The sequence below is a fragment of the Paenibacillus humicola genome, assembly GCF_028826105.1.
Taxonomy (GTDB): Bacteria; Bacillota; Bacilli; order Paenibacillales; family Paenibacillaceae; genus Paenibacillus_Z; species Paenibacillus_Z humicola.
The window spans coordinates 4348376-4365323 of record NZ_JAQGPL010000001.1; the positions used below are offsets into that span (position 1 = coordinate 4348376).

Consider the following 16948-nt stretch of genomic DNA (forward strand, 5'->3'; position numbering starts at 1 on the left):
CCTTTTGCAAACTCCGCTCGGTACCTGATCGCATTACAAATCGTCGAATACGAAATCGAGGCTGTCCGCTTTCTTCAAATTGCAGTCGGCGCAGGCGCAGACGCAGTTATCGGGCGTCGACAGCCCGCCCTTCGACTTCGGCAGGACGTGGTCAATCGTATCGCCGAAGCGGCCGCAGTACCGGCATATATAATGGTCCCGCTGCAGGATGAGCAGCCGGAAATCCGTCTTCGTATACAGCTTATGAATCAGGCCGGGGTTAATAATGCCCGCCGCGCCTTCCGCGACCATCCGCACCGCCATTTCCGTCGGAATTTCCGTCGACCACCGTTTTCCCGTCTCGCGGCGGCCGCGCAGCCGGATCATGCCCGTCCCCCGGTCGTTCAGCTTCGCCGGATCGAAGGAGAACGGGCCTTTCAGCGGTACAATCCGTTTGTACGGAGGCTTCGCAGGCGGCGCTGTCTCGCCGCCGCCCGGCGGAAGGATGTGAACGGTCGCTTTGCGCTTGCGGCGCCGCTTTCGCTTCCGTTTGCGCGGGTTCTCCTGCTTTTGCTCCTGCTCTCTGCTGCCCGGGGCGGGTAGTCCGGCGTCATGCGTTTCGGCTTGGGCGGCATGACCGGGCGAAGCCGCCCCGCTGAGCTCCGCCCGTTCACCTGTGCCGGAGACGGACGGCTCGTCCGGCGAAGCCGTTTGCCCGCCGGCCGTGGAATCGGAATCGCCGCGTTCCGGCTCTTCCGCGAGAAGCACAGCCGGTGCCGGTTTGCGCCGGCGCTTGCGCTTTCGCTTTTTCTTCGCCGGCCCGCTCTCGCCGGCAGCCTCCGCCGAGGCGGCGATGACCGCCTTTTCCGGCTCGGATTCACCGGCACCTGCGCGTTCGCCGCCCGCGTCCGCAGCAGCTGTCCGCTGCCGGCCAGCCTCCAGTCCATCTTCCCGGTCCCCGTCTCCGTCACCGTCAAGGCTTATCCCGCCGGCATCGGCCGGCGCATCGACCGGAAGCACCGCCACCGCTCTTTTCGCTTTCCGGTGCCTGCGCTTTCGTTTCGGCTGCACCCGTTCTCCGACCGGCTGCAGCGGCGATTCGCCGCCGGATCCCTCCGTCCCGTCCGCCTCCGCAGACGCTGCCGCCGCGTTCCCGGGAACCAGCGTCATCCCGCCGGCCTTCAGCGCTGCCGGCGCTTCCGCTTCCGGCGCCATCTCGAAACCGGCAGCGGCATCGTTGTGCCCCCCGTTATCGCGGCTTTCGCCGTTTCCGTCTATCCTGCCGCGCTTGCGGATACAAGCCCTGCACGTACCGCGCCGGCCGCCGCCCGAGCGCCGCGGATATGCGGACAACGGCTTATCGGCGCCGCAAGCCGCGCATATTTTCATCTCCATTATTGTTCTACTCCGTTCATTTACTGGTGACCGCCTGTCCGGGCGGCATTCAAACCGACAATCCGTGCAGCCTCCGGAACTGTTCGGGGGTCATCCCTTCCGTTTTGCCGAAGGCGGCGATAAAATGGCTCGGGTCGCGGTAGCCGGACAGCTGGGCGATCTCCTTCACCGATTTGCGGTCGCTGCGGCTCATGAGCTCCTTGGCTTTGCGGATGCGCAGCCGGATCAAATAAGCGTACGCCGTAATGCCGAACGCCTGCCGGAAAAGCGCATTCAAATACCGCGGGCTGATGCCGAGCTGCTCCGCCATATCCGTCAGCCCGATTTCCGGGTCGCCGTAATGACGGTCGAGCCAGAGCAGCAGCGGGTCGAGCTTTTCCAAATGCTGAAACAGCGACGAGCGGCCGCCCGTCCGGCCGTAAATTTTAATATAGGTCAAAAACCGGTACAGCTGTGACGAGGCGTTGAGTCCCGAACGGTCCTCGTCATGCTGCGCCTCCTCGATCATTTGCATTAGATGGGCGGTCAGCGGCGCGTCGTCGTGCCACTGAAACCATTCCGTATGGCGAATGCCGAGCGACGCCAGAATCGAAACGGCAAGCGTCCCGCCGAAGGTGATATAGAGCGTCGACCACGCTTTCCCTTTCGGGACATAAACATGCGGCACTCCCGGGAACAGCAGCGTGCCGTTGCCGCGGGGCAGCGAGAAGCGTTTGCCGCTCAGCTCGAAATCCCCTTCGCCTTCCAGCGTTTGCAGCCAGTGAAAGTAATTGTAGCCGTTGCTCCTCGCAACCGGCTCCTGGGCCGGATTAAATCCGATGCTTTCGACGTATAGCGGAAGCTCATTCTCTCCGGTCGCAAACAGAAACCGGCGCCGCAGTCCTTCGATAACCCATTCCTTCCGCCGGGCGATCTGTTCCATATTATCATATCCTGCCTATTCATCGATTATGGTTCTCTCACGAGAATCATATCACAAAACAGGACCGGACATAAAAAAATGTTTAAAAACCAGGCGATCGTCCCCTTTAGCTTGCCGCCGCGAGGAGCCTCCTGCCTGGAACCAAATCATTTGCCATAATGTTATATGCTGGATGACCGGAGCACAACGTCCGGCGCGGGTCCGCCGCGCCGAAGGCCGTCAATCCTCCAGGATAAAAGCAGGCGTAAGCCGAACGATCCGCTGAACCCGCGGACAAAAAAAAAGGATCCGTTATGTTGGCCATAACCGATCCCATCCTCTACCCTAGCTTGCCTGTGCGGGGATTCCTCATCAATACGATGCGGAACCCAGTTTATTGATCGTCTCCTGTATAAAATGAGGCTCGTCCTCCGGCGCGCGCGACGTAATCAGGTTCTCGTCGACCACGACCGGCTTGTCGAAGAAACGCCCGCCTGCGTCATGAATATGAATGTGCAGCTCCGGGTAGGCGGTCAGGTTGCGTCCATCGAGCAGCCGCGCTTCAACCAGCAGCTGCGGGCCGCGGCAGATGGCGGCGATCGTTTTGCCGTCTTTGTCCATCCGGCGGATAAACTCGGCGACGCGTTCATCGCCGGTCAAATTCGCCGGCGACTCCCCGCCTGGGATAATGACCGCGTCATATTCGGCCGGATCGGCCTCGTCGATCGACAGATGCGTCGTATACGCGATCGTCCGATTTTTTCCCTGCAGCTCCGTGCCCCGAGCCTGACCGATAATAACGGCCTCATGCCCGTTTTTTGAAATTGCTTCGAATGCATGCAGCATCTCGGAATCTTCAAAATCGTCGGCTAGCAAGAAAGCTACCTTTTTCGCCTCGTTCGTCGTCATAAGGTCCACTTCCTTTCGCTTATTGGAAACCGCCTTCCCGGGGGCTTGTATTCTATTACCCTTCATCCGGGCAAGAGACGCAGCAAACCCGGAACAACCGGCCGGAGCCTTCGCGGCGCCGCTCCGATCCAATCCATGTCGAAATTGTTAAAGTTATCGGATCACGCTTTTTACAATCTGCCTTTTCTTCTTTTTTGTGGTAGAATATAGGCTCTACGAGATTGCGGCTTTTGTCGAAAACGGCAGTTTGTTCCTGCAATGAAAGAAAGAGGAGAGATTGAACGACATGGAAACCAACATCCAGACGACGGCTCAGCGATCCATGGAAAGATCGGGCCGCCGGTCCAAACCATCCGTGGCGGTTTTCCTCGCGGTATGGGTTCTGCTGATTGCGTGCGGCGTCCTCGGGACGATATGGTATGCCGGCCAGCTGAAGGAGCGGCTGACGAAGGAAATCAGTGCGCAGACCTCGCAGCAAATTACGGCGATGCAGAAGGATTACGAGACGCAGCTGAAGCAGATGCAGACGCATTTTAACGGTGAGCTGGACCAGGTGCAAAGCAAGGTGGACGCGCTGAACGAGCTGCTGGAATTTACGAAGGATAATACGAATTCGAAAACCGACAACAGCAACAAGCTGTTTACGCAGCTGAGCGATGTGCAGAAGAAACTGGAAGAACTGCAGAAAAATATGGATGTGCTGAAATGACGCTGACCGTTAAACAGCTTAACCGGCTCTGTCTTCTGGCCTCCGCGCCGTTTTTCGGCATGCTCGTTTGGCTGATGGCTTCGAATATATCGGTCACACTGCCGGGCAGCGCTTATCCCGAACCGGCGCTGGCGAATGCCGGGGTTCCTGCGATTACGGGCAAGCTCATGGCCGGTCTTGACCATGCGAAGCAGACGGCCCTTGAAACCGCCGCATCCCTGAAAAAATCGATTGCCCTCTATAGCGCTACGAACAAAAGCATCGGTATTATCGTATCGATTGCCGCCGGGCAGGCGGACAGGCCTTACCAGATTTACGACCGGCGCATTACGCGCAAAATCGGCGCCCCTGCCGAACAGATCACCTCCGGCATCATCCGCGCGCAGCTGTTCACGATACACGCTCAGCATTTTAACGGATATGCGCTCAAGGTGAAGCTGAAGTCGCCCGATGCGATGAAGATGGTGCTCGGCCAGGACGAATACGGCGGCGCCGAGACGACGCTTGCGGCAGTCCAACGCTACGGGGCGATCGCCGGCGTCAATGCCGGCGGCTTCGCAGACGACGGCGGCAAGCGGTATCCGCTCAGCACGACGGTGATGAACGGCCATTATTTGAACGGCTTCGAGCCTTCGTTCAAGGATCTGTCTTTCGTCGGCCTGAATGACAAGATGGAATTGATCGGCGGACAATTCACCAGCGAAAGCCAGCTCGACAAGCTGAAGCCGAAATTCGGCGCCTCCTTCGTACCGATGCTGCTGAAGAACGGCCTGCCGCTGCCGATTCCCGACAAATGGCAGACGAACCCGCTTCGGGCGCCGCGAACGGTCATCGCCAACTACAAAGACAATCAGCTGCTCTTTCTTGTCATCGACGGCCGCAGCGAAAACGGAAGCTCAGGCGCGACACTCAAGGAAGTGCAAATTTTGCTGCAGCGCTTCGGCGCGGTCGACGGCTATAATTTGGACGGCGGCGGATCGTCGTCGCTCATCTTCAACGGCCGCGTCGTCAATCATCCGTCGGACGGCCAGCTGCGACCGGTGCCGACGCACTTCCTGTTCTTCAAATAATCGCGACCGGCAATAAAAATGCCCCCGAATAGCCTGCTTATGCAGCCTGCGGGGGCGTTTTTTCGTGATCATGAAGGCGGACGTTTCCGCCAGCGGGCCGGCAGACTCAAGACTGCGATAAGGCCGGTTCCTCCCGCAGCAGCCCGTATAACGTATACTGCAAAGCCGCTGCCGCGACGAGCACGACCGGCAGCCATACGGACTGCAGATCGCTCGCGAATACGATCAGCAGCGTAATCGACACCACCCGGCCGGAGTTCAGGAACAGCTCACGCATGACGACCGCTTCCACCTTCAGCTGGCCCTTCAGCGGCAGCGTGCCGATCAGCCGGTAATAATACGACGTCAGCGTATTGACGGCCAGCGGGTTGAAGATCGAGAACAGAATCATGAACACCAGCACGCTCCAGAACCGCACGTCGATCAGCAGCAGCGACGCCCCGAGCACGATCCCCGTCGAGGAGGAAAGCACGTACAAGCGCACGTAGTCCTTTTTCGCTTTCCGCGAAATGACATAACCCGTCGCGACGGTCAGCGATGAGAAAAAGACGCCGAGATAACCGACGATATCTTCCCGTCCGACCGTCTGCAGCAGCAAAATATTCGGCAGAAACAGCATGATGCCCTGAAACAGACCGAGCACGAAGAAAGCCGCAAGCCCCATCAGCCATCGCCTGTTTTTTCGCATCAGCAGGCCCATCATGCGCAGGTAATACGCCTTGTGATGCGTAGCGTTGCTGCGGATTTTCAGGCTGATGACGGCGGCGGCGACAAACATGACGAAAGCGATCATAAACGTCACGATATACCCCTGCAGTCCTTCGCCGTGCCGGATCAGATAACCGCCAAGAGCGGGGCCGAGCAGGCCCGCGGTGTTGAACACGACCATATTGACCGCGAGAAAACGGAGCCGGTTCGACTCCGTCGACACCTCATATTGAAGCACCAGGTAAGCCGTCCAGTAAAAGCCGGCGGCGAGTCCGTTAAAGACGGCAAAAGGAACGTACCACACCGCCACCTGCCGCTGTGCGATAACGACCAGCAAATAAAATACCGCAATCGATGCGATACCGATCCGGTACGTTACCATCCGGTCCTTTTTCTTCGTGATCCAGCCCCCGATGGCAAAGCCGACCGGCGTCACGAAAAAGACAATGATATTGTACAGGCCGTTGACGGCCAGGTCCTGTGTCAACCGCCACAAATACAAATTGAGGAACAGCCCCGCCATCGACGCTCCGAATTGAAAGCAGCCGTGGATCGCAAGCGCGATTACCGCTTCTTTTCCCAGCTGCAGCTCCGGCGCGACGGCGGTCCGCGGCCTTCTAAACGCATTGAATCTGAATCGCAAGCCCGGCTGCATGCAGGTCGGCCTCCCAAGTGTCTGCCAATCGTTTTCCGGTAGGTATCCCTGTTAATTGTATCACGTTCTTGCGCCAAAAAAAGGGCATCAATCGTCCTGCGAACCTCTTTTTTTTTGCCGGTTATCATTCTAAACTTACATTTTGTCGGTATAAAGCCGTTTTATCCCGAACAAGGCGTTTAGTCGAATGATTTAAGAAGAAATATTCCACTTTTAGGAATTATTCTGGATGAACCATTCACGCCATATGCTATAATGCAAGGAAAACGGTTCTCGTCATCCTTTTGGCGAGTTTTGCATCGTTTTTTCCTCCGACACCGAAGCCCAAAGGATAACCGAATGCCCGAATGCAAACGTTCTGTCAGGTATAAAAACGGGAGGCTTCGCTATGCCGCGAATCGTCTATCTGCCGCTGGATGAAAGGCCCTGCAATGCCCGGTTCCCGCTGCAAATCGCCGCCGCCACGGAGCTGGAGCCGGTTTCTCCGCCCCTGCGGATGCTCGGCGCGAAGAAACGTCCTGCCGACACGAAGCTGCTTGCCGAATGGCTGCTGGAAGAGACGGCCGCTGCGCATGCGCTGATCGTATCCCTCGATATGCTCGTATACGGAGGAATTGTCCCGTCCAGGCTCCACCGGCTTTCCGCCGTCCAATGCCGCGCCCGGCTGCAAACGATCGTCGAATGCAAAAAAAGAAATCCCAAGCTCCGCATCTACGCCTTCAACTTGATCATGCGAGCACCCGCATACAGCAGCAGCGACGAGGAGCCCGATTATTACGCCCAGTACGGCGCCGAGATCGCCAGGAATGGCTGGCTGCAGGACAAACAGGAGCGGGATGGCCTAAGCGAAGCGGAGCGGCAGGAATGGGAACGGCTGCTTGCCGTTTTGCCGCGGGAGGTGCTGAGCGATTTTACAGGCCGGCGTCAGGTCAATGCGGCGGTCAATCGGATGGCGGTGCAGATGGCGGACGAGGGCTGGATCGACATGCTTGTCGTTCCGCTGGACGACAACGCCCGCTTTGGGTATTCCTCCGCCGAGCAGCGCCGTTTGCTGCTTGAGGCTGCGGGCAGGCGCGTTCTCGACCGGGTTCACCTGTATCCCGGTGCGGATGAAGTCGGATGCACGCTGTTCGCGCGCGTTTTTTGCGATACGATGCATTACCGGCCGAACGTCTTCGTCCGGTATTCGTCGACCGCCGGCCTCGGCGTTATTCCGAAATACGAGGACCGCAGCCTGGGCGAAAGCGTGAAAAGCCAGTTGACGGCGGCGGGCTGCGCCATCTGCGACCATGCCTCCGAAGCGGACGTTGTGCTGATGATCCATTCCCCGCCCGTCGGCCAGCACCTCATGGCGGAGACGTCGGACAGCCTGGCCGGCCGCAACGCCGCGTACTTCTCGGAGGTTAATGTGCGCGAATTCGCCCATGCCATCCGCCGTTATGCGGAAAAAGGCGCGACGATCGCGCTCGCCGACGCTGCCGTTTGCAACGGAGCCGATACGGTGCTGATGGAACTGTTGTCCGGGTCCGGTTTGTTGAAGCATTTGTCCGCCTATGCCGGATGGAACACGGCGGGCAATACGCTGGGCACGGTCATTGCGCACGCGGTGGTGGAATCGTATTACCGAAAGGCGGAGAAGGCTTCTCCGGGAAGCGCGCGCGCCCGAAACAGCGAGGCGTTTCTGCTTTCCCGCTTCGTGGAGGACTGGGGCTATCAAGCGATTCTACGCTCCCGGATCGCTCGCGAAGAGCTGCCGGGACTCGGCGGCAGCACCTTCGACGTTTCCGCCGTTCACGACGAGGTGGCGGGACGGATCCGCAGCGGCATGCTCGCCTTCATCGAGCGTGAGCTGCGCGACTTCGAGCCCGCCCGGATCCGGCTGGAACGTGTCGAGCTGCCGTGGAAACGAATGTTCGAGGTCGGTTTTGAGCTCCGTATCGGCGCGGACTAGAGGAAAAGGCCGTTTTTATCCGATGCTTGGCTGCCGGGGCGGTACGGAAACCGCTGACAAGTCAAGACTCCCCGCCCCGGTAAAACCGGCGGGGAGTTCCCTGGGTGTGATATATTCATCTATTCGGATACCGCTGCTCCGGAATACAATGCCGCCAAGTCGCCCTGCGCCGATTTCATTGCCGCCTGCCATCCAGCCGATCGAGACGGCGGTCCGTCTGCTTGTTCGATTCTTCGACCCGGGTTACGCGTTCGATCAAGGCGTCGAGCTGCTGCCCCCGTATCCGATGCTCGCGCAGCAAATCGTCCAGCCCGCGTTTCATATGCTCCACATCCGCCCGCAGATAGCCGTCTCTTCCGGCCTCCGTCTCGAAATCCTTCCGGACGGAACGAGCCCGGCTGAGCCAGCCCAATATAATGCCGCTCAGCGTAGCGACCGATCCAATTAATATGGTCCATTCCATTCTCTCACTCCTCCTTTCAAATTGATCTTCGCTTCATCGATTACTGTCAAATGCATCTCCCCGCAATCTAATCCTTCATCGGATGGATTCGCCTTTCCGGCTCCGCATCGCCTCCGCTCATCGAAAAGTCCGCCGGTTTTAGCAGCAGATGAGAATTTGAGATTGACGATAAAATAATTATCTATTACAATGATTAAAGATAAAATTTTTATCAATCAAACCAAACTTTCACCCTTATGTCCACTCACTTGCCGTAATCCGATTATATTTGATAATTTTTTTATCGTCAATATGGTTTGCTAATATTATTATCATATCAGAAAGGTCGGTACCGGACATGCAATTAGGGCAACGAATCGCCGCATTGAGAAAGCGCAAGCATCTTACGCAGGACCAGCTGGCGGAAGCGTTAGGCGTCAAGCGCGCCCGTTATAACGCCTGGGAGAACGGCATTTCCAATCCCGATCATACGATGCTGGCGGCTATTGCCAAATATCATCAGGTATCGGTCGATTATTTGCTGGACCTTTCGCCCCAGGAAGAGTTGGCGCCAAAGCTGACGGCCAGGGAGGAACGCGATATTGCGGCGGATTTGGAGCGGATGATCGACGAGCTGGAATCGGACGAAGCGCTGGCGTTTCACGGGGAGCCGATGGACGAGGAAACGAAAGAGCTGATGCGCATTTCGCTTGAAAATTCGCTTCGGCTGGCCAAAGGAATGGCCAAACAGAAGTTCAACCCAAATAAACATAAATAAGGAGCGAGTTGAATGGGTATACATCGCATCGTCAGCCAGCTGACGCGCAGGCACGGCTCAAACAACCCGTTCATCATCGCAGCGCAGAGAAACATTTTGGTTCTGTTCGAGCCGCTCGGCGGCATTATGGGGTATTTCAACACGTATAAACGGATTCCCATGATTCATATCAACAACCGATTAAGTGAGATGGATCAGCGGTTTACCTGTTCGCACGAGCTGGGCCACGCGATACTTCATCCAAAATTGAACACGCCTTTTCTGCGGCGCCACACGCTTGTGTCGATCGACCGGATTGAGCGGGAAGCGAACGAATTCGCGGCCGAGCTTATGATCCCGGACGAGCTGCTGCTTGATGGACGCTCGCTGGTGGACATCGCCAAGGAAAACGGTGTTCCGTGGGAAATCGCACTCCTGAAGCGCCCCTCGGCAATGAAACGCTTTTTTCGGGACGAGCAGTCATTTTTGAGGATTTAAGGGGCATTGTGAGGGGGCGCTGTTTAATCTGGACCGATGGGAGAGGAAGCTTGGTCGCGAATCACTCCTTCTAAGCGGTAAAATGCCGGCTAGCAAGTTAGGACCGTCCCCAAACCTTGAGCCGTCCCCCACCAGCCCGAACGAAGAACATGCCGGATAAATCAAAAAATCCCTTGCGCCGCAAGGGATTTCAGCATTTTAAGTATGGTGCGGTCGAGAGGACTCGAACCTCCACGGTATTGCTACCGCCAGCCCCTCAAGCTGGTGCGTCTGCCATTCCGCCACGACCGCATAATAAAAGATATGCCGATGACATATCGGTAAAAATGGTGAGCCATGTAGGACTCGAACCTACGACACCCTGATTAAAAGTCAGGTGCTCTACCAACTGAGCTAATGGCTCGGGTGGTGACCCGTAGGGGATTCGAACCCCTGTTACCTCCGTGAAAGGGAGGTGTCTTAACCCCTTGACCAACGGGCCGCAAAACGTACATGTAAACAACAAGATCGATTATAGCCAATTTCAAAGTTCCGTGCAAGTGTTTTCGGCGATCAGGCTTGTCTAAACCGGAAACATTGGCGACAAACAAAAAGGACCGTGTGCCCGGTCCGTACTTGACGAACTTGAATGGCGGAGAGAGAGGGATTCGAACCCTCGCACCACTTGCGCAGTCTAACCCCTTAGCAGAGGGTCCCCTTGAGCCACTTGGGTATCTCTCCATAACTGGCTCCCCGAACAGGACTCGAACCTGTGACAACTCGATTAACAGTCGAGTGCTCTACCAACTGAGCTATCAGGGAACATTATCCAAACCTGTCCTGCATTTCGCAGTGACAAGAAATAATGTATCACGATTCGTTTTTCAAGTCAAGCGCGTAAAGCAATAAATTTCCTCGGCATTTGCCGCACGCGAATTTGCGCGGATCCACCCTGCGTTTGCGCAAATATTCCGTCCCGCAGTCGCGGCACGTGAGCTTGTATTTGTAGGGCGTTGCCTGCCTTTTCTCGAGACGGCCCGGCAGCGATTTGCAAAACCGGGTCCCCCCCACTTGAGCGAGCAGCTGCTTGAATTCGGCATCCCGATGGCGGTATCCCCGCTTCATTAAGTGCAAATGATAATGACAGAGCTCGTGCTTGATGATTTTTTCCGTTTCATCCGTACCGAACGTTTCGAGCTGATGCGGGCTGATTTCAATATTGTGCGTTTTCGTGAAGTAGCGGCCGCCGGTGGCGGTCAGCCTCCGGTTAAACGTTGCTTTGTGCCGGAACGGCAAGCCAAAGTAACGTATCGACACCTTCTCCACCCAAGCCTGCAGCGTTTCGTTTTGCATGTCGAGAGACTCCTAAGGTTTTTTGTGATGCTTCCTTGAATCCGCATCTTGCAGAGCAAAAAACGGCTTCGGAAGCATACGCTTAGTTTTTGCGCCGCTTCCGTGAATCCGCGCCTTTGCAAAGCAAAAACTCGATTCGGAAGCATACGCTTGGTTTTTTGTGATGCTACCTTGAATCCGCATCTTGCAGAGCAAAAAACGGCTTCGGAAGCATACGCTTAGTTTTTGCGCTGCTTCCGTGAATCCGCATCTTTACAAAGCAAAAACTTGCTTCGGAAGCATACGCTTGGTTTTTGCGCCGCTTCCGTGAATCCGCGTCTTTGCAAAGCAAAAACTCGATTCAGAAGCATGAGCTTGTTTTGCGAACTTGATTGTCCTACTTGAATTTTAAAGGATGGATACGCTAAACTGTCAAGTAGTATTCACCTGTCCGATTCGAGGAGGAGCATAGCCATGGCAGTCATGAGGTATATTATAATGAAAAGCAGCGGCGGCGTTTTTTTCGTCGAAATGCCGGAATCGCACGCCTACCAGCTCAGCGCGCTCAATTTGCGGCTGCACAAGGAAATCGACAAGCTGACGGCCGGCAACGTGCCGGAACTGCCGCAAGCTATTGCGGAATGCGCCGATCTCGAGCTGCACGACAAAACGCTTCACGTCCAGCAGGGACTCGATTATATGAACGAGCTGGAGAAAGGCTTTTCGGCGATCGAGGAGAAAACGTATCCGCTCGTCTCGCTCCTGACCGAAATCCGCGCGCTGCAGGCTCAGCTGGAGCAGTGGTACGAGGAGGAGCTGGAGGCTTAAGTTTTTTGCTTGGACCTGCACGGACATCCGCCTAATTCCATATGCTAGTTACTACCCAAGTGACGGCTGGAAGGAGGGCGATGACGATGCCTCAGTGGCTTTGCAATCAATTGATGCGGGCATTTCTGAAAAAAGACCGCTGGCAGATCCGTCTGCTCAACGATTGCTGGTATTTCTACCGCACCAAGCAGCGTCCGGACGATGATTCCGCCAGTTTGTAGCCACCGCACTCGCGAACGCGAAATAACGCGCTGGCGCCGCTCTATGGCGTCGAAGCCATAGTTGGTGAACATATAGCAGGCAAAAAGGGACGGCTGACGGCGTTTTTTGCGGCGGAACACGTTTTTTCCTGGAGAAAAAATAGCTAGATTCGGAATAAATGCTTATCTTTCAAAAAAGGGCGTTATCCCCCGGCAGCGGTTCGGCTGCCCGGCGATAACGCCCTTTTTGATTCAAACGGAAAATCAGTCGGGCCTGCGCATTGTGAGACTGACGCGGCCTTTTTTCACATCGACGCCGAGCACCCAGACCGTTACCGTGTCGCCGACCGATACGACGTCCATCGGATGCTTCACGAATCGGCCGCTCATCTGCGAAATGTGCACGAGTCCGTCGTTTTTGATGCCGATATCGACGAATGCACCGAAGTCGATGACGTTGCGGACCGTCCCCTGCAGCTCCATCCCCGGCTTCAGGTCCTCGATATCGAGCACGTCCGTATGGAAAATCGGCTGCGGCAGCTCCTCGCGGGGATCGCGTCCAGGCCGCAGCAGGCTGTCGATAATATCGCGCAGCGTCGGCACGCCGACGCCCAGCTTCGGCGCCACCTGCTCCGGATCGACCGCGGCCAGCGCCGTTTTGAACGGCTCCGTGCCAAGCGCCTGCAGCCGAAGTCCCAGCTCCTTGCACAGCGCGTCGACCACGCCGTACGATTCCGGGTGAATCGGCGTCCGGTCGAGCGGATTGGCGCTTTCCGGCACGCGGATAAAGCCGATGCACTGCTCGTACGTTTTGGCGCCGAGCCGCGGCACCTTCGCCAGCGTCTTCCGGTCGGCAAATTTGCCGTGCTCCTCGCGGAATTTCACGATATTTTTCGAGATCGTCGCATTGATGCCCGCGACATACGACAGCAGGGACGGAGAAGCCGTATTGACGTCGACGCCGACATGGTTAACGGCGGATTCCACAACGCCGCCGAGGCTCTCCTCGAGCCGCTTCTGGCTGACGTCGTGCTGGTATTGACCGACGCCGATTGCTTTCGGCTCGATTTTGACGAGCTCGGCAAGCGGGTCCTGCAGCCGCCGTGCAATCGAGACGGCGCTTCGTTCGGCCACGTCGAGCGAAGGGAATTCCTCCTGCGCCAGCTTGGAGGCCGAATAAACGCTCGCGCCCGCCTCGTTCACAATAATATATTTCAGCTCGCGTCCCTTATCCGCTCCCTCCGCCTTGCGCTTGCCGATCAAGCCGGCGATGAACTGCTCGGTTTCGCGCGACGCCGTGCCGTTGCCGATCACGATCAGCTCCACCTTGTATTTGTCAATCAGGCCGCCGATCATCCGCTCCGCTTCCGCCACCTTGTTGTTCGGCGGCGTCGGGTACGAGACGGCAACCTCCAGCAGCTTGCCCGTCTCGTCGATGACGGCAAGCTTGCAGCCGGTCCGGTAAGCCGGGTCGACGCCGAGTACGACATTCCCCCGCACGGGCGGCTGCAGCAGCAGGTTGCGTAAGTTCGCGGAAAAAATTTGAATCGCGTGCTCCTCCGCTTTTTCCGTCTGCTCGCCGCGCACCTCCCGCTCAATGGATGGAGAGATCAGCCGCTTGTAAGCGTCCTGCGCCGCGGCGGCGAGGATGTCGCGGATGGGCTGCGCCGTTCCGCCGCGGACGATTTGACGGTCGATATAATCGATGATGCGCTCGGCCGCCACGTCCAGCATCACGCGCAGCACTTCCTCCCGCTCCCCGCGGTTGATGGCGAGCAGGCGGTGCGGCGGCAGCCGCTTGACCGGTTCCTGGTAGGCATAGTACATTTCGTACACGGATTCTTGGGCGGCATCCTTCGCTTCCGTGCGGATCAGCCCGTTGTCGAATGTAAACCGTCGTACCCAGGAGCGAATTTTGGCATCGTCGGCGATCTGCTCGGCGATGATATCCATCGCCCCCTGCAGCGCCTCCTCGGCCGTGCTTACGCCCTTCTCCGCGTCGACGTAACGCTCCGCCTCGCGCAGCGGCTCGCCTTGGCGCGGCTGCGACAGCAGCCACGCCGCAAGCGGCTCGAGCCCGCGTTCCTTGGCGACGCTGGCGCGGGTTTTGCGCTTTTGCCGGTACGGGCGGTACAGGTCCTCGACCTCCTGAAGCTTGGCGGCAGCCGATATCGACTGCCGGAGCTCGTCCGTCAGCTTGCCCTGTTCGTCGATCAGCCGGATCACTTCGTGCTTGCGCTGTTCCAGATTGCGCATGTACTGCAGCTTTTCTTCGATCGACCGCAGTTCGTTCTCGTCCAGCTCGCCGGTCATTTCCTTTCGATAGCGGGCGATGAACGGAATCGTGTTGCCTTCATCCAGCAGGCCGGCCGCCGCTTTCACCTTGGACAGCGGGATGCTTAGCTCGGCCGCGATTCGTTTGATGATGCTTTGTTGTTCTGCGGCACGCTCCTCGGGAGTCGGCTCGTGCACATCCGCCGCCAAGCCTGTCTGCATGTCTTCCTTCCCGATCGATTGCTTCGTCTCAGCCACTGGCCACCAATTCCTCCATCCAAGCTAGCGTTATTAAGTAAGAAAATCGATATTGAGGCGTATTGAAGATGAGCGACCGCGGTTAAGTAACGCCGCCTGCAAAATACCGCTCCGTTTTCATGCTTAAAGCGGACGCAATTGCTCCGATTCGAGAAAAATAGCCGGCGCTAGGCCGGCACGTAAGGGTTGTTTGCCTTTTCGAAGCCGATCGTCGTCTGCGGGCCGTGACCCGGATAGACGCGTACGTTCGAATCAAGCTTATATAATTTGCCGCGGATCGAGTCGAACAGATCGCGCTCGCGGCCGCCGGGCAGGTCCGTCCGCCCGACGGACAAACGGAACAGCACGTCGCCGCTGAACAGATGTCCGTCGTGCAGCAGACTGACGCTGCCCGGGGAATGCCCGGGCGTATGCATGACCGAGAACGTATGGCCGATCAGCGTCAGCTTTTGTCCTTCCGCAAGCGCATATTCGGCCGGTTCCGTCGTCGCCGGCGGAGTTACGTCGGGCCATTGGAGCGAGCCGTTTTTACCCGCGTCGGTCAGCCAGTCGGCTTCGAGGTCGTGAAGGTAGACCGGGCAGCCGGCCGCTTGGCGGACCTCGCCAACACCGGCCATATGATCGAAATGCGCATGCGTCAATACGACCGCTTCAATGTGAATGCTTTTGATCCGTTCAAGCAAACGTTTCGGATTCATGCCGGGATCGATAATAAAGCCTCGCTCGCCGGTCTCCTCCGTGACCAGATAGCAATTCGTCTGCAGAGGCCCCAGGGTGTAGGTTTCGATTTTGAGCATTCGTTTTAGACGGATGCGAGCAGCTTGCGCATTTCCTGAACGACCAGCTGCTGATAGCCTGCGCCTTCGCCGTACCGGCGTCCGATTTCTTTGCGCGTTTCGGCCAGATTCGTTTGGTAATCGCTCGCTTCGCGGTCCGGGTTCGCCTGCTTGAACGCCACCATCGGCTCTTGAACGTAGGTCGGACGAGGGCCCCATTGACCGAGCACGTGACCGCCGGTATCCGTAATCAGAACGACCGGAATGGAGCGTCCGCCCATCGTCAAAAATTGATCCATCGTATCGAGATGCTCCTCCATAATGAGCACCTCGGTCGGGATGCCCGCCGCTTCCGTCAGCTTGAATACGACCGGCATGTTGCGCACGACGTCTCCGCACCAATCGGCTGCGATGATGACGCAGCGCAGATCGTCGCGGTTGTTCAGCGATTCGAAAAATTCGCGGTCCTCTTCACTGCCCCATTCAAAGCGGCTGTGCCAGTCCACGAACGCTTCCTTATTTTTTTGCATGGAATCGATAAATTGCTGCGGGCTGATGCCCTTGTTCAGCTTTTCCGCCACAGTCGTACCCATCGTTCACGGCCTCCTTCGCCTTTTGCAAATATGTACCTCTTCCTCTTTATTGTACCAAACGGAACTTGCTTCCTACAAATGCGTTTACACCGATTTGCCGCGGCTGCGCAAATATTTGATCAGCACGTAGGCCACCAGCAGCGCAAGCGCCACCAGAATGGCGGGCTGCACGTACGGAGCGGCTTTCTCCCCGATGTTCTGCCACTGGTCCCCGAGCTTCCAGCCGAGGTAGACGAACAAGAACGTCCACGGGATCGAAGCGAGGCCGGTCAGCAGCGTGAAAAACCAGAAATTCATGCGCGCGATGCCGGCCGGAACGGAGATCACCTGGCGCATGACGGGCACGAACCTGGCAGTGAACACGATACCGGCTCCATAGCGGTTGAACCAGCCTTCGGCAATATCGAGATGCTTCGGCTTGATTTTAATATATTTGCCGAATTTGTCGAAGAAGGGCCGGCCGGCAAACCTGCCGATAGCGTATAAAATCCACTGCTGCACGATCGCGCCCACAGTCCCGACGATTACGGCGCCGAGGAAGGAAATCTCCCCCTTGCTGACCAAATAACCGCCGAAGCCGAGCACGATTTCACTGGGTATCACCTCGATCGCCAAGCCGATGAAAATGCCGAAATAACCCAAACTTTCCACCCACTGAAGCAGGGTGCCGATCATGCTATGAATCGCGTTCATTCTTCCTCTCCTATCGGACATTTAAGATGGCGGTTCTCTTA

17 protein-coding genes and 5 tRNA genes are annotated in these 16948 nt (G+C 57.2%); 7 read left to right on the forward strand and 15 right to left on the reverse strand.

Features of this window, described 5'->3' with window-relative positions:
• Positions 1–33: 33 nt before the first annotated feature.
• The 3 genes from PD282_RS19980 to PD282_RS19990 all read right to left on the reverse strand — a co-directional run bounded on the left by PD282_RS19980 (position 34) and on the right by PD282_RS19990 (position 3184).
• A complete protein-coding gene (locus tag PD282_RS19980) occupies positions 34–1374 on the reverse strand; it encodes an HNH endonuclease (RefSeq protein ID WP_274652545.1) in 1341 nt (446 codons plus the stop codon).
• Positions 1375–1423: 49 nt separating this feature from the next.
• Positions 1424–2296 (reverse strand): AraC family transcriptional regulator, encoded by an 873-nt coding sequence (locus PD282_RS19985; RefSeq protein ID WP_274652547.1) that lies wholly within the window; start codon positions 2294–2296, stop codon positions 1424–1426.
• A gap of 351 nt (positions 2297–2647) precedes the next feature.
• On the reverse strand, positions 2648–3184 hold the full coding sequence (locus PD282_RS19990) for a DJ-1/PfpI/YhbO family deglycase/protease (protein ID WP_274652548.1): 537 nt from the start codon (positions 3182–3184) through the stop codon (positions 2648–2650).
• Between the two features lie 286 nt (positions 3185–3470).
• Between PD282_RS19990 and PD282_RS19995 the strand changes: the two genes are divergently transcribed.
• Complete coding sequence (locus PD282_RS19995; RefSeq protein WP_274652549.1) at positions 3471–3893, forward strand: hypothetical protein; 423 nt, start codon at positions 3471–3473, stop codon at positions 3891–3893.
• On the forward strand, positions 3890–4963 hold the full coding sequence (locus tag PD282_RS20000) for a phosphodiester glycosidase family protein (protein WP_274652551.1): 1074 nt from the start codon (positions 3890–3892) through the stop codon (positions 4961–4963). Before PD282_RS19995 ends, PD282_RS20000 begins: the two co-directional genes overlap by 4 nt.
• A 106-nt stretch (positions 4964–5069) precedes the next feature.
• Here PD282_RS20000 and PD282_RS20005 read toward each other — a convergent pair whose 3' ends face one another.
• A complete protein-coding gene (locus PD282_RS20005) occupies positions 5070–6326 on the reverse strand; it encodes an MFS transporter (RefSeq protein ID WP_274652553.1) in 1257 nt (418 codons plus the stop codon).
• A 388-nt stretch (positions 6327–6714) separates the two neighbouring features.
• Between PD282_RS20005 and PD282_RS20010 the strand changes: the two genes are divergently transcribed.
• Positions 6715–8277, forward strand: coding sequence for a DUF4127 family protein (locus PD282_RS20010; protein ID WP_274652555.1), 1563 nt, complete (start codon positions 6715–6717; stop codon positions 8275–8277).
• 175 nt (positions 8278–8452) lie between these two features.
• On the opposite strand, the gene PD282_RS20015 is transcribed toward PD282_RS20010, so the two are convergent.
• Complete coding sequence (locus PD282_RS20015; protein WP_274652557.1) at positions 8453–8740, reverse strand: hypothetical protein; 288 nt, start codon at positions 8738–8740, stop codon at positions 8453–8455.
• Between the two features lie 337 nt (positions 8741–9077).
• Here PD282_RS20015 and PD282_RS20020 point away from each other — a divergent pair, with 337 nt between their 5' ends.
• Positions 9078–9497 carry a helix-turn-helix domain-containing protein gene (locus tag PD282_RS20020; protein WP_274652559.1) on the forward strand — a complete coding sequence of 140 codons (420 nt, stop codon included), beginning with the start codon at positions 9078–9080 and terminating at the stop codon, positions 9495–9497.
• Between the two features lie 12 nt (positions 9498–9509).
• Positions 9510–9974, forward strand: coding sequence for an ImmA/IrrE family metallo-endopeptidase (locus PD282_RS20025; protein ID WP_274652560.1), 465 nt, complete (start codon positions 9510–9512; stop codon positions 9972–9974).
• A 205-nt stretch (positions 9975–10179) separates the two neighbouring features.
• On the opposite strand, the gene PD282_RS20030 is transcribed toward PD282_RS20025, so the two are convergent.
• The 6 genes from PD282_RS20030 to PD282_RS20055 all read right to left on the reverse strand — a co-directional run bounded on the left by PD282_RS20030 (position 10180) and on the right by PD282_RS20055 (position 11306).
• Positions 10180–10265, reverse strand: a tRNA-Leu gene (locus PD282_RS20030).
• A gap of 36 nt (positions 10266–10301) precedes the next feature.
• Positions 10302–10377 (reverse strand) — tRNA-Lys (locus tag PD282_RS20035).
• A gap of 3 nt (positions 10378–10380) precedes the next feature.
• Positions 10381–10455: transfer RNA gene (locus PD282_RS20040), tRNA-Glu, on the reverse strand.
• 148 nt (positions 10456–10603) lie between these two features.
• Positions 10604–10694, reverse strand: a tRNA-Ser gene (locus tag PD282_RS20045).
• A gap of 5 nt (positions 10695–10699) precedes the next feature.
• Positions 10700–10775: transfer RNA gene (locus tag PD282_RS20050), tRNA-Asn, on the reverse strand.
• Positions 10776–10823: 48 nt separating this feature from the next.
• A complete protein-coding gene (locus tag PD282_RS20055) occupies positions 10824–11306 on the reverse strand; it encodes a SprT family protein (protein WP_274652561.1) in 483 nt (160 codons plus the stop codon).
• A gap of 453 nt (positions 11307–11759) precedes the next feature.
• Between PD282_RS20055 and PD282_RS20060 the strand changes: the two genes are divergently transcribed.
• Together PD282_RS20060 and cmpA are read left to right on the forward strand one after the other, a co-directional pair.
• Complete coding sequence (locus PD282_RS20060; protein WP_274652563.1) at positions 11760–12113, forward strand: hydrolase/acyltransferase; 354 nt, start codon at positions 11760–11762, stop codon at positions 12111–12113.
• Between the two features lie 86 nt (positions 12114–12199).
• Positions 12200–12334: a cortex morphogenetic protein CmpA gene (gene cmpA / locus PD282_RS20065; protein ID WP_274652565.1), complete on the forward strand. Its 135-nt coding sequence runs from the start codon at positions 12200–12202 to the stop codon at positions 12332–12334.
• Positions 12335–12577: 243 nt separating this feature from the next.
• On the opposite strand, the gene PD282_RS20070 is transcribed toward cmpA, so the two are convergent.
• The 4 genes from PD282_RS20070 to uptA all read right to left on the reverse strand — a co-directional run bounded on the left by PD282_RS20070 (position 12578) and on the right by uptA (position 16907).
• Positions 12578–14809, reverse strand: a complete 2232-nt coding sequence (locus tag PD282_RS20070; protein WP_274655347.1) for a Tex family protein — start codon at positions 14807–14809, stop codon at positions 12578–12580.
• Positions 14810–15012: 203 nt separating this feature from the next.
• A complete protein-coding gene (locus tag PD282_RS20075; RefSeq protein WP_274652567.1) occupies positions 15013–15642 on the reverse strand; it encodes an MBL fold metallo-hydrolase in 630 nt (209 codons plus the stop codon).
• 5 nt (positions 15643–15647) lie between these two features.
• Positions 15648–16214 carry a thioredoxin family protein gene (locus PD282_RS20080; RefSeq protein WP_274652569.1) on the reverse strand — a complete coding sequence of 189 codons (567 nt, stop codon included), beginning with the start codon at positions 16212–16214 and terminating at the stop codon, positions 15648–15650.
• Between the two features lie 84 nt (positions 16215–16298).
• Complete coding sequence (gene uptA, locus PD282_RS20085) at positions 16299–16907, reverse strand: undecaprenyl phosphate transporter UptA (RefSeq protein ID WP_274652571.1); 609 nt, start codon at positions 16905–16907, stop codon at positions 16299–16301.
• Positions 16908–16948: the final 41 nt, after the last annotated feature.